Annotated in this window: 14 protein-coding genes; 2 read left to right on the top strand and 12 right to left on the bottom strand. The window is 43.8% G+C overall.

Translation table 11 applies throughout. The features are described from left to right. Positions 1-24: 24 nt before the first annotated feature. Genes rpsR through rpsF form a run of 3 tightly spaced genes read right to left on the bottom strand, consistent with a single transcriptional unit; the run spans position 25 to position 1,157 of the window. Positions 25-261, bottom strand: a complete 237-nt coding sequence (gene rpsR / locus ABE021_RS07450; RefSeq protein ID WP_191691937.1) for a 30S ribosomal protein S18 — start codon at positions 259-261, stop codon at positions 25-27. Positions 262-303: 42 nt separating this feature from the next. Further along, complete coding sequence (gene ssb, locus ABE021_RS07445) at positions 304-825, bottom strand: single-stranded DNA-binding protein (protein WP_430287819.1); 522 nt, start codon at positions 823-825, stop codon at positions 304-306. Between the two features lie 44 nt (positions 826-869). Beyond that, the gene (rpsF, locus tag ABE021_RS07440; protein WP_430287818.1) at positions 870-1,157 is read right to left on the bottom strand and encodes a 30S ribosomal protein S6; all 288 of its coding nucleotides are present in this window, start codon (positions 1,155-1,157) and stop codon (positions 870-872) included. Between the two features lie 251 nt (positions 1,158-1,408). Between rpsF and ABE021_RS07435 the strand changes: the two genes are divergently transcribed. Beyond that, positions 1,409-1,993 carry a DUF3267 domain-containing protein gene (locus tag ABE021_RS07435; protein ID WP_430287817.1) on the top strand — a complete coding sequence of 195 codons (585 nt, stop codon included), beginning with the start codon at positions 1,409-1,411 and terminating at the stop codon, positions 1,991-1,993. 113 nt (positions 1,994-2,106) lie between these two features. Here the strand turns inward: ABE021_RS07435 and ychF are convergent, their stop codons facing one another. Continuing rightward, positions 2,107-3,207 carry a redox-regulated ATPase YchF gene (gene ychF / locus ABE021_RS07430; protein WP_430287816.1) on the bottom strand — a complete coding sequence of 367 codons (1,101 nt, stop codon included), beginning with the start codon at positions 3,205-3,207 and terminating at the stop codon, positions 2,107-2,109. Positions 3,208-3,299: 92 nt separating this feature from the next. After that, complete coding sequence (locus ABE021_RS07425) at positions 3,300-3,503, bottom strand: DUF951 domain-containing protein (RefSeq protein WP_430287815.1); 204 nt, start codon at positions 3,501-3,503, stop codon at positions 3,300-3,302. Positions 3,504-3,634: 131 nt separating this feature from the next. Between ABE021_RS07425 and yyaC the strand changes: the two genes are divergently transcribed. After that, complete coding sequence (yyaC, locus tag ABE021_RS07420; protein WP_430287814.1) at positions 3,635-4,276, top strand: spore protease YyaC; 642 nt, start codon at positions 3,635-3,637, stop codon at positions 4,274-4,276. Here the strand turns inward: yyaC and ABE021_RS07415 are convergent. The 7 genes from ABE021_RS07415 to mnmE all read right to left on the bottom strand — a co-directional run bounded on the left by ABE021_RS07415 (position 4,187) and on the right by mnmE (position 11,885). After that, a complete protein-coding gene (locus ABE021_RS07415; RefSeq protein ID WP_430287813.1) occupies positions 4,187-4,891 on the bottom strand; it encodes a DUF554 domain-containing protein in 705 nt (234 codons plus the stop codon). The genes yyaC and ABE021_RS07415 overlap by 90 nt on opposite strands. A 63-nt stretch (positions 4,892-4,954) precedes the next feature. Further along, complete coding sequence (locus tag ABE021_RS07410) at positions 4,955-5,797, bottom strand: ParB/RepB/Spo0J family partition protein (protein ID WP_430287812.1); 843 nt, start codon at positions 5,795-5,797, stop codon at positions 4,955-4,957. Beyond that, positions 5,790-6,551, bottom strand: coding sequence for a ParA family protein (locus ABE021_RS07405; protein WP_430287811.1), 762 nt, complete (start codon positions 6,549-6,551; stop codon positions 5,790-5,792). The genes ABE021_RS07410 and ABE021_RS07405 overlap by 8 nt, the downstream gene beginning before the upstream one ends. 145 nt (positions 6,552-6,696) lie before the next feature. Continuing rightward, positions 6,697-7,560 (bottom strand): nucleoid occlusion protein, encoded by an 864-nt coding sequence (gene noc / locus ABE021_RS07400; RefSeq protein ID WP_430287810.1) that lies wholly within the window; start codon positions 7,558-7,560, stop codon positions 6,697-6,699. A 220-nt stretch (positions 7,561-7,780) separates the two neighbouring features. After that, entirely contained in the window at positions 7,781-8,497 is a 717-nt protein-coding gene (gene rsmG / locus ABE021_RS07395) for a 16S rRNA (guanine(527)-N(7))-methyltransferase RsmG (RefSeq protein WP_430287809.1), read from the bottom strand. 55 nt (positions 8,498-8,552) lie between these two features. Then, on the bottom strand, positions 8,553-10,442 hold the full coding sequence (gene mnmG, locus ABE021_RS07390; protein ID WP_430287808.1) for a tRNA uridine-5-carboxymethylaminomethyl(34) synthesis enzyme MnmG: 1,890 nt from the start codon (positions 10,440-10,442) through the stop codon (positions 8,553-8,555). 57 nt (positions 10,443-10,499) lie between these two features. After that, on the bottom strand, positions 10,500-11,885 hold the full coding sequence (gene mnmE, locus ABE021_RS07385) for a tRNA uridine-5-carboxymethylaminomethyl(34) synthesis GTPase MnmE (RefSeq protein WP_430287807.1): 1,386 nt from the start codon (positions 11,883-11,885) through the stop codon (positions 10,500-10,502). Positions 11,886-12,159: the final 274 nt, after the last annotated feature.

The following is a 12,159-nucleotide window of genomic DNA, read 5'->3' as shown; positions in this document are numbered from 1 at the left end:
AGGCTGACAAGGTGGCTTTTGTAATTATCTTTCTTCTGCTACGAATGGTAGAAGTGCCATGATACGTGCGCGCTTGATAGCGGAAGTCAGCTTACGCTGATACTTCGCGCTTGTACCTGTAACGCGACGTGGCAAAATTTTACCACGCTCAGAAACAAATTTCTTGAGCAAGTCTGCATCTTTATAGTCGATGTGTGTAATGTTGTTAGATGTGAAATAACATACCTTACGACGTCTTTTTCCTCCACGACGTGGTGCCATAATCGTTTCTCCTCCTTTTTATCCGTAGGGATGAAATCCGGATCAGAACGGTAAATCATCGTCCGATACTTCAATCGGACCGCCGCCTGATTGGAACGGATCTTCATCAGTACGTGTATAGTTTTGCTGGTTAGGCTGATAAGATGGCTGATTCTGTTGCTGATTCTGATTATACGGACGGTCGGACTGTTGGTTTCCGTACGCAGGTGCACTATCTTGTGAGCCGGATCGTTCAGAGTTTGCATTCCGAGGTTCCAGGAATTGCACGCTGTCTGCCACAACTTCCGTCATGAAGACACGCTTGCCATCTTGTCCTTCAAAATTACTTGTCTGAATGCGACCGTCTACACCAGCCAGACTTCCTTTGCGTAAGAAATTCGCAGTGTTTTCCGCCTGTTTTCTCCAAGCTACACAGTTAATGAAATCTGCTTCACGTTCGCCGGACTGGCTTGAGAACGGTCTGTTCACAGCCAATGTAAAGCGAGTGACGGCGATTCCACTTTGTGTATATTTGAGTTCAGGATCTTTTGTCAATCGGCCGACCAATACGACACGGTTAATCATCAGAATTCAGCCTCCCTCATCGTTTTTTACGTTAGTTTTATGGATTATGCGTCTAGACGGACAGCCATGTGACGAAGGATACCTTCGTTGATGTTCGCAAGACGTGTAAATTCGTTGATCGCTTCTGTATCTGCGTTAAGTGTTACCAATTGGTAGAAACCTTCACGCAAATCGTCGATTTCGTATGCAAGACGGCGCTTGCCCCACTCTTTCGACTCGATGATCTCCGCACCGTTAGAAGTCAAGACTCCGTCGAAACGTTCGATCAATGCTTTTTTCGCGTCATCATCAAGACTTGGGCGAATAATGTACATAATTTCATACTTTCTCATCTGTAGTCACCTCCTTATGGACTTGGGCCCTGCTGCATGCAGCGGGCAAGGAGTAAGTAAATTCGTTTACTCACATCAATACATACTATCACAAGTTCCTTCGTAATTCAAGCGTTTCTCCTGTACAATAAAGAAATAGTTGGAGTTATATAAATTGGATTCAAAAATCGACCTAGTTACTGACAACGAGATCGTCAAACAGCATAAGAAATTCAAATTCAACCTAGGAATTCGTAGAGAGAGGTGGTTCAATGCTTCCATCCAGTGAACCTGCACATATTGTGGACTTAGATTTGCAAAGAGTGGCGAAAACAGGACTGTGGGTGACCTTATGGGTAACTCTCGGCATATTTGGCTGCGATATCCTGATTCAATGGGCTATCCGCCAGGAGCTGACAATTTCTTTTTCTTTTTGGAAAGTCCTTTTTGTGGTCATCGGATATATTGTTCTGATTGTTGTTCATGAGTTGTTTCATTTGTTAGGGTTTCGCGTATTTGCCGGTGTTCCATGGCGGAAGATGATTGTCGGAGTGAATTTGAAGCTTGGCATCGCTTACGCTACAACGGATGAGTGGATGACGAATGCTGCCATTCGAAAAGCGCTGCTATTACCATTTTGGACGACAGGTGTTATCCCGGCCCTCGTTGGTTTGTACCTTTCGGACGGTGTATGGTTATTGCTTGGTGGGCTTCTAATTGGCGGAGCTGCTGGAGACTTTGCAATGTATAAAGAGCTTAAACAATTTCCAGACGAATGGCTCGTGAAGGATGATCCGGAACGCCCGCGTCTTTATCTGCATGAGCCTTGCGAATCGCTGGGCTCAAACAATGCATGAGTGGCAGACTTCTAAAGAGACGAATCGTGTATATCCTAACCCTTTCACCGATATGAAAAAGCAAGGCATGAAGGAATAATCCTCTCATGCCTTGCTTTTTCTGTTCAATCCACTTAAACGTTAAAACGGAATAACATAACATCGCCGTCTTTAACGAGGTATTCTTTTCCTTCAAGACGGACTTTTCCCGCTTCTTTTGCAGCCGCCATAGAACCCGCCGCTATCAGATCATCATAAGCAACCGTTTCAGCACGGATGAATCCACGTTCAAAGTCCGTGTGGATGACACCGGCACATTGAGGTGCTTTCATGCCTTTACGGAATGTCCACGCACGAACTTCCTGCACGCCCGCCGTAAAGTACGTCGCCAATCCAAGCAGCTGATACGCAGCACGGATCAGCTGATCAAGGCCAGACTCCTCAATCCCAAGCTCATCGAGGAACATCTGCTTCTCGTCATCATCTAGCTCGGCCATCTCCTCTTCGATTTTCGCACAGACAACGATGACTTCTGCATTGTCTTTTTCCGCGAAGTCACGAACAGCTTGCACATGCTCGTTGTTAGCAGCATCCGCGATTTCATCTTCCGAAACATTCGCTACGTAGAGCATCGGTTTAATGGTCAACAAATGCATCCCTTTAACAATTGCTGTTTCTTCTGGAGTAAGGTCAACCGAGCGGGCAGACTCTCCTGCTTCAAAAGCATCTCTCAGTTTCAGTAATACCGGCTCTTCAATCATTGCTTCTTTGTCTTTCTGCTTAGCCATTTTAGCGACGCGTTGGAGACGCTTGTCCACGCTCTCCATATCCGCGAGAATCAATTCAAGATTGATCACTTCGATGTCTGACAACGGATCCACTTTGCCGCTTACATGTGTAATATTGTCATCTGCGAAACAGCGGACAACCTGACAAATCGCGTCTGTCTCCCGGATGTGAGATAGAAACTTGTTTCCAAGTCCTTCCCCTTTGCTTGCTCCTTCAACAATTCCAGCGATATCTGTAAACTCAAAAGCAGTAGGTACTGTCTTTTTCGGAGTTACAAGTTCCGTCAGCTTTTGAAGCCGCTCATCGGGTACTTCTACGATTCCAACATTCGGATCGATTGTACAGAACGGATAGTTTGCAGCCTCCGCACCAGCTTTTGTAATTGCGTTGAACAACGTGGACTTTCCGACGTTCGGAAGTCCGACGATACCAGCCGTCAATGCCATAACTTTCCCAACCTTTCATCTATACAAAATTATGATGTTCGATTATTCAATGCAGCTCTTCCATTATAAGGAGAGAACGTCTTTCTGTCCATTCAGCTTTCGGTTTCACCTTGCTGGATAACGCGCTTCATTTTTTTTGTGAATTCGTTACGCGGAATCATTATACTATGGTCGCACCCTAAGCATTTAATTCGAATGTCTGCACCCATGCGGATGACTTTCCAAGAATTCGTTCCGCATGGATGCTGTTTTTTCATCTCTACGACATCATTGATACCAAATTGCTTTGCTTCCAATCTATTCACTCCGATCATCCATTCTTAAACATTCACTTGAGATTAGTTATGTACGTATAATCTGGCTTTGTTTTGAGTATACTGCAGGACACCACACATTCCTACTACTATTCCTAGACAGGAGCCTGATTATGCAAAAACTTGAACAAGCTGAATTGAACTCTCGTATTCATTACAAAGAAACTGGAGCCGTTTGGAAATTGAGCACGTTATTCCTTGAGAATATCCCTTTTACTACACGTGAAATCCTGTTCTTATGCATTGGAACAGATCGTTCAACTGGTGATGCTCTAGGTCCGCTCGTTGGCTCGCTGCTCACAGAAACTCGAGCATTTCCTTACCGCGTAATCGGTACTTTAGAAGAACCTCTTCATGCACTCAACATTGAAAAGATCGTCTCTGAGCTTACTGTGACCCATCCCGATGCCTACTTGGTCGCGGTTGATGCGTGTCTTGGCAAAAGTGAATCAGTCGGCCATCTCCTTATCCAAGACGGTCCTTTGCAGCCAGGAAAAGCAGTCGGAAAAGAACTGCCTTCCGTTGGTGATATTGCAATAAAAGGTGTCGTTAATATCGGTGGATTTATGGAGCATTCCGTCCTTCAAAGCACGCGGCTTCATCTGTCCTATGAAATGGGACGAACTATTTCACGAGCACTGCAACTCGCTCATGGCCGCCTGCAGTCAAAACGCGTATATGATACTTACAATCAGAGCCACTACGGGAATAGCGGGAATGAAATTCGCTACTCGGATCTTAGTCAAGCCGATTAAGTTCAGGCCAATTGCCAAAATCATCAGACCCCCAGTCGCCGACATCTCCGATATGAAAAGTTCTAGAAGATCATCTGGGACAAAGCGACTGATCTGTGTAGAAAACAAAGTAATCAGTCCTTGGTACAGCAATACAGGTACCGCGGAAAAGATCACCCCAATTCCAAGTGTCGAGCTGAGAATGATGGAGGTGAATCCATCAATGATTCCTTTCATCATCAACACATCATGATCATTTCGCAACCCACTGTCAATTGCCCCGATTATCGACATGGATCCAATGACAAAAATCATGGTCGCTGTAATAAATCCTTGGGAAATGCCTTGTCCACCTTTTTGGACAGGCATTTTTGATTCCAACCACTTTCCCGCCTTCTCCATCATATGATCGACATTGATCCATTCCCCGATTACAGCCCCTAGAACAATGCTAATTATTACTATAAGTAACTGTGTACTCTCAAAGGTCATTTGAATACCGATCGCCATGACAGCTAACGCAATTCCATACATGACTGTCTGTTTCATACGATCAGGGATGTTTTTAAACACCCTGCCTATCAAAGAACCTGCGACAATCAATGCTACATTCACTAACGTACCGTAAAACACCACTCATATCACTTCCCGACCATTAAAAAATAGTACCTATTCCGCTTATGCGGAATAGGTACACGTTCAGTCATTGAGCAAGTCCAGAATTCGCTCAAAATCTTCTTCAGAGAAAAATTCAATTTCAATTTTCCCTTTATGTTTTGTCTTTTTAATTGAAACATTCGTTCCGAAGTGTTCACGCAACGTTGTTTCCTGTTCCACGAGAAACAAGTCTTTCTTTTCTTTCTTTTTAATTGTTTCACGTGAAACATGCTCGTTTAGCTTTTGAACTAACGCTTCCAATTGACGAACGTTCAAGCCTTCTTTCATCGTCTTTTCCGCGATAATACTAATTTGTTCCTTTTTCCGCAACCCGAGTAACGTACGACCATGCCCCATCGATAATTTCCCTTCCGTAATATCTTTACGGATTTTTTCTGGCAATGCGAGCAACCGGATGTGATTGGCGATATGAGGACGACTCTTCCCTAAACGGAATGCAAGTTGTTCCTGGGTGAGACCTAAACTGTCCATTAAGTTTTGATAAGCTTCTGCTTCTTCAATTGGTGATAAGTCTTCACGTTGAAGGTTTTCCAAAATTGCGAGTTCCATTGATTCGGCATCTGTAAGTTGGCGAACTACTGCAGGAATCTCTCTCAACCCAGCAAGCTTTGCTGCTCTGAAACGACGTTCCCCTACAACAATCTCGTGAGCAGATCCGACTTTTCGTAAAATGATCGGCTGCAAGACACCGTGTTCTTTAATAGAAGCACTGAGTTCTTGAATGGCTGCTTCATCGAAACGTTTCCTCGGTTGATATGGATTTACAGTAATACTTTTAAGATTGATTTGCTCCACTGATTCCGCTTTTACAAGCGACTCTCCTGGAAACAATGCATTAATTCCCTTACCAAGACCTTTACCCATTGTGAACCACTTCCTTTGCCAGCTCTAAGTAAACTTCCGCTCCACGTGAACGCGCATCATAGATAATGATCGGTTCACCATGGCTCGGTGCTTCACTCAACCTTACATTTCGTGGAATAATCGTTTTATATACTTTGTCTTGGAAGTATTTTTTCACTTCGTCTATTACTTGAATTCCTAAATTCGTGCGTGCATCAAACATCGTCAGTAACACACCATCTATGACAAGATTTTCGTTTAAATGCTTTTGCACAAGACGAATGGTGCTGAGTAACTGACTTAACCCTTCCAATGCATAATATTCACATTGGACTGGAATTATTATTGAATCTGATGCAGTCAGTGCATTGATTGTCAACAAGCCTAAAGAAGGCGGACAATCAATAATGATGTAATCGTAATTGGCTTTCACTTCCTGAATAGCGTGTTTCATACGAACTTCCCTTGAAATTGTTGAAACTAATTCAATTTCCGCTCCTGCCAATGAAATTGTTGCGGGAATACAATCCAGTTGAGGCACTTTCGTCGGCAAAATAACGTCTTTCATTGGGACGTCATCTATCAGGATGTCATAAATACAGTTCTGGACATCCCCTTTGTTAATGCCTACCCCACTCGTAGCATTTCCTTGTGGATCTGTATCAATTAACAAGACTTTTTTTCCAATATGAGCAAGACAGGCGCTGAGGTTTACCGAGGTAGTTGTCTTTCCAACGCCGCCTTTTTGATTGGCTATTGCGATAATTCTTCCCAAACGAGCACCTGCTTTCTTCCTTACATGCTGTTCGATCCTTACATAATTGTTCTATCTATCAGTTTACCAAAAAAGTGCACGAAATGGTACGAATAACAGAACAAAAACTCTTGCCAACTGGAAGCAAGAGTTTTTTACACAATTTTCATTTAGATTTCGGGATTTTCACCGTGAATGTGTAATAGTCCTCAGAGTCTTCCTCTTCCGTTGTAAGGTCAATTCCACTCTTCGTTACCATCGTCAGTGATTGACGAATTGTATTGACTGCAATGCGCACATCTTTACTTACCGACTTCCTGCGTGGAGCTACCTTTTTCTCTTTCGACTCAGGAGGCGTCAACACTTCCTTTATTCTTGCTTCCAATTGTTTGACGTTGAGCCCTTTTTCTAACGCTTCCTGAAATACTTGTTTCTGAAGTTCAGGATCTTTCAGCGCAATGAGGGCGCGGGCGTGGCGCTCAGATAACTCTTTAGACAATATTGCTTGCTTAATTTCCTCAGGAAGCTTCAACAACCTCATTTTGTTTGCAATGGTTGATTGACCTTTTCCTAAACGTTGAGCCAACGCTTCTTGTGTCAGCGCATGGAGCTCCAACAACTTTTCATACGCGTACGCTTCTTCAATTGCTGTCAGTTCTTCCCGTTGTAAGTTTTCAATCAGGGCAATAGAAGCGGTTTCTTTATCATCCAAGTTACGAACGATAGCGGGAACCTCTGCCCATCCGAGTTTTTTCATTGCCCGATAACGACGTTCCCCGGCAATAATTTCATAAGCGTCTTCTTCAGTCTGTCTTATGACGATTGGCTGGATGACTCCGTGTGTATGAATCGTACGGGCCAGCTCTTCAATTTTCTCTTCAGAGAAGATGGTGCGCGGTTGAAAACGATTCGGCTTAATACGATCGATTTGAATTTGTTCTACGGATTCATTCACCATAGGTTCCGCCTCTTCTATCGGGGGGAGTTCTTTTTCTCCATTCCCAAAAAAACGTGAGAACGTATTTTTCATTCCAGACACCACCTTTTTAAGACTATCCTCTGTTGTGAACACGTCCAGTCGCTGCAGAGAGGATGATTTCCATCCATCGCTCGTTCAACTATTTTTCCGTTGATACATTTTGATGGCAGTCCACTTCCTTTGAATTGGACTGAAAACCTATGTAAGAAAGAGAGCAAGCAACCAACTCACTCCCCTTCTTTCTGGCCTACAATGTTCCACGTGAAACAGTTCAACAGATTGGCGTCTTATTTGGAATGCCCGGTTTTCGTGGATACTTTTTAGGCGTTTTTTTGACTTTAGAGAAAACAAATACAGTCCGTTCACTCTCTTCAAGCGGAAGAGAGAATGTATGTTTATCTTCTAACACAACGCCGAGAGTTTCAAGTGCTTTTTTTGCATCAGACATTTCGTCTGCCGCTGCAGCACCTTTCATGGCAATGAATTGCCCCTCTACTTTCAGCGCGGGAACACACAGCTCTGCTAAAACGCTTAGCCGTGCCACCGCCCGTGCTGTTACGATATCGAATTGTTCACGGTATAGTGGATTTTGCCCGAAATCTTCAGCACGCGCATGGACGAATCGGACATTTTCCAAATTCAATTTCTCTGCAAGTTCATTCAGAAAATTAATGCGTTTATTTAATGAATCCACTATGGTTACGTGCAGATTAGGGAAGCAGATCTTTAACGGAATGCTTGGGAATCCTGCACCTGCACCTACATCACAAAGCGTTACTTCCTTCGACAAATCCGAGAAGAATGCCGCCGAAATTGAGTCGTAAAAGTGTTTAAGATAAACTGACGGTGCATCGGTAATAGCCGTCAAGTTCATTTTTTCATTCCATTCTACAAGTAGTTTGAAATACAAGTCGAATTGAGCAAGCTGTTGCTCAGTAAGAGAGATTCCTTTCTCTTGTAGTGCTTCAATAAATTGTTCTTCGTTCAATGGGATCCACCTTTCAAAAAAGCTAATACGGACTTTATATCCGTATTAGCTGGGATTAGCCGGATATTTTAGCGATTTTACCTTGTTCAATGTAGACAAGAAGGATGGATATGTCCGCTGGATTCACTCCGGAAATTCGAGAAGCTTGTGCAATCGATAATGGACGTACATCACTGAGATTCGCTCTTGCTTCTTTCGCAAGTCCAGTAATTGCGTGATAATCGATACCTTCTGGTATTTTCTTGTTCTCCATCTTCTTCATTCGATTCACTTGTTGCATCGCTTTTTCAATGTACCCTTCGTACTTGATTGAAATTTCAACTTGTTCCGCCACGTCGGGAGTACATACTACTTCAGGGGGAATGACTTTACTGATTTCATCGTATTTCATTTCGGGTCGTTTTAATAGATCTGCAGCTTTCATCGGCTCACGCAGAGGTGTTCCACCTGCTGTTTCAATGATTGTTTGGATTGCTTCGTCAGGTTTTACAGAGACTTTCCGTAACCGGTCAATTTCTTCTTCGATCTGTTGTTTTTTCATTACGAATTTTTCATAGCGCTCATCAGAAATCATTCCAAGCGCATGTCCGATTTCCGTGAGACGCAAATCCGCATTGTCATGACGCAATAATAGGCGGTATTCTGCACGGGATGTGAGCAACCGGTATGGTTCACTGGTCCCTTTGGTCACAAGATCATCGATTAGGACACCAATATAAGCATCCGCCCGTCCAAGAACCACTTCTTCTTTTCCTAACACACGACTTGCTGCATTGATACCCGCCATGATTCCTTGTGCAGCAGCTTCTTCATAGCCGGATGTACCGTTCAGTTGACCTGCTGTGTACAAATTCTTGATTTTTTTCGTCTCCAGTGTTGGCCATAGCTGTGTCGGTACGATTGCATCATATTCGATCGCATAACCTGCACGAAGCATTTGAGCTTTCTCTAATCCCGGGACACTTTCAATCATTTTTCGTTGTACGTGCTCAGGTAAACTTGTAGATAATCCTTGCACGTACATTTCCCTCGTATTCCGGCCTTCTGGCTCAAGGAAAATCTGATGGCGTGATTTATCTGCAAAGCGGACAATTTTGTCCTCAATTGATGGACAGTAGCTTGGTCCTTTACCTTTAATGACACCAGAATACATTGGTGACAAATGAAGATTATCATTTATAAGCTGGTGTGTTAAAGGTGATGTATACGTTAACCAGCATGGTAGCTGATCTGTAATGAATTCCGTTGTTTCGAAACTGAATGCACGCGGTGTATCATCACCGGGTTGAATTTCAGTCTTGCTGTAATCCACCGTATTACTATTCACTCGCGGAGGTGTTCCGGTTTTGAATCGGACTGTGTCGAACCCGAGTTCACGAAGACTATCCGCCAATCGGATAGAAGGCATTTGGTTATTCGGACCACTGGAATACTTCAAGTCTCCAATGATCACTTCTCCTCGTAAAAATGTTCCTGTCGTGACAATGACTGTCTTCGCACGGTAGATGGCTCCAATTTGTGTGAGCACACCTTTCACTTCTCCGTCCTCTACGATCAGTTCCTCGACAACCCCTTGGTGAAGAGACAAATTCTCCTGATCTTCTAGCATGCGTTTCATTTCTTGCTGATAAAGGACTTTGTCCGCTTGTGCACGAAGTGCTCGAACTGCAGGCCCTTTTCCTGTATTTAACATCCGCATTTGTATGTGTGTTTTGTCGATTACTTTACCCATCGCTCCGCCAAGTGCATCGATCTCACGGACAACAATCCCTTTTGCAGGACCTCCGAGTGATGGATTACAAGGCATGAAGGCAATCATATCCAGATTCATGGTAAGTACGAGAGTGCTCGCTCCCATTTTTGCTGATGCATATGCTGCTTCTACGCCTGCATGGCCGGCGCCGATGACGATACAATCGAACGTGCCTGCTTCAAATTGTGGCATGCTCGTTCATCCTTCCTATATGTGAATCACTTGGCTAAAATCCAAGTGTTCAATTGATTATTTCCCGAGGCAAAACTGAGAGAATAGCTGGTTAATGAGACTGTCTTGAACGGTATCTCCAACAATTTCACCGAGAAGTTCCCACGTCCGTGTAATATCGATCTGAATCATATCAATAGGAACGCGTGCTTCTGCTGCTTGAATAGCATCTTCAATCGATGTCTTCGCTTGATGCAGCAACGCAATATGGCGCTCGTTCGAAACATATGTCGGATCTTCCGCTTCAATGCCTCCACCGAAAAAGAGGCCTGCAATCGTTTCTTCCAATTCTTCAATCCCTTCATCTTGAAGGATAGAAGTCGTAATGACGTGCTTTTCACCCGCCAGTTGTTGAACGGATCCGATATCGATCTTCTGAGGAAGGTCCGTCTTGTTCACGACAATAATCGCATCCATTGGATGGATCGTTTCAAGTAACCGTTCGTCTTCCGGTGAGAGTTCTTCTGAACCATTCAACAGCAAGATGACGAGATCCGCTTCTTTTAGTACTTGTCGAGAGCGTTCTACACCAATCCGTTCCACTATGTCTTCCGTTTCCCGAATACCCGCTGTATCAACTAATTTCAAGGGTACGCCTTTCACATTCACGTACTCTTCAATAATATCACGAGTTGTCCCCGCTATGTCAGTTACAATTGCTTTATTTTCCTGGACAAGGCTGTTAAGCAAGGATGATTTCCCTACGTTTGGCCGTCCGATAATGACCGTAGAAAGCCCTTCCCGTAAAATTCTGCCTTGCGAAGAGGTGGCAAGGAGCCGAATAATTTCACTTCGTACCCACTCCCCCTTCTCAATCATCAGAGGGATAGTCATTTCTTCTACATCATCGTATTCTGGATAGTCGATATTCACTTCCACTTGTGCAAGCGTCTCGAGGAGAGCCTGACGCAATTCGCCAATAAGGCGTGACAATTTTCCATCCATCTGATTTAACGCTACATTCATAGCACGATCCGTTTTAGCTCGTATCAGATCCATTACAGCTTCGGACTGAGACAAGTCGATACGACCATTTAAAAAGGCACGTTTCGTGAACTCGCCTGGTTCCGCTAATCTGGCACCATACTGAAGCACGAGACGGAGTACACGATTTACGGATACCAAACCGCCGTGGCAATTCAGTTCAATTACGTCTTCACGAGTGAATGTTTTCGGTGCTTTCATTAGTGACACCATGATCTCTTCCACGGTTTCGTCAGTTGATGGGTCCACTAAATGGCCATAATGAATCGTGTGGGATGATGAATCCACTAAACGTTTTCCGGATGGTGAACGGAACAATCTGTCCGCAATCCCAACCGCTTCATCCCCGCTGATTCGGACGATTGCAATTGCTCCCTCTCCCATCGGCGTTGAAATTGCTGCTATCGTATCAAATTGCACGCTGACTCACCTTCCTGTTTCTCGTTATCCACATGTGCACAACCGTTTTTCGGGCATAACTATCTAACAGTAAATTTTATCATAAATCGGTCTGTTGTCCTAGTGTATGACATGAAAAAATGTGGATAACTTGAAAACTTTGTGGCTGTTGCTTTGTTAATGTCGATATGACAGCTTTTCCGTAGAAAGTAATTGTATATAAATGTCGCTTAAGACGTACGGAATGGTCCATGAAAACCGGAAGTTTGATGGGACTATTCAAATTATAAATAAT

This window comes from Sporosarcina gallistercoris, from assembly GCF_050459885.1.
GTDB lineage: Bacteria > Bacillota > Bacilli > Bacillales_A > Planococcaceae > Sporosarcina > Sporosarcina gallistercoris_A.
Note: the sequence above shows the minus strand (reverse complement) of the source record. Positions and strands in the feature narration are given on the sequence as shown.

Excerpts from the sequence above, each read along its gene's own strand:
- rpsR (WP_191691937.1), bottom strand. The coding sequence starts at position 261 with ATGGCACCACGTCGTGGAGGAAAAAGACGTCGTAAGGTATGTTATTTC.
- ssb (WP_430287819.1), bottom strand. The coding sequence starts at position 825 with ATGATTAACCGTGTCGTATTGGTCGGCCGATTGACAAAAGATCCTGAA.
- rpsF (WP_430287818.1), bottom strand. The coding sequence starts at position 1,157 with ATGAGAAAGTATGAAATTATGTACATTATTCGCCCAAGTCTTGATGAT.
- ABE021_RS07435 (WP_430287817.1), top strand. The coding sequence starts at position 1,409 with ATGCTTCCATCCAGTGAACCTGCACATATTGTGGACTTAGATTTGCAA.
- ychF (WP_430287816.1), bottom strand. The coding sequence starts at position 3,207 with ATGGCATTGACGGCTGGTATCGTCGGACTTCCGAACGTCGGAAAGTCC.
- yyaC (WP_430287814.1), top strand. The coding sequence starts at position 3,635 with ATGCAAAAACTTGAACAAGCTGAATTGAACTCTCGTATTCATTACAAA.
- ABE021_RS07410 (WP_430287812.1), bottom strand. The coding sequence starts at position 5,797 with ATGGGTAAAGGTCTTGGTAAGGGAATTAATGCATTGTTTCCAGGAGAG.
- noc (WP_430287810.1), bottom strand. The coding sequence starts at position 7,560 with ATGAAAAATACGTTCTCACGTTTTTTTGGGAATGGAGAAAAAGAACTC.
- mnmG (WP_430287808.1), bottom strand. The coding sequence starts at position 10,442 with ATGCCACAATTTGAAGCAGGCACGTTCGATTGTATCGTCATCGGCGCC.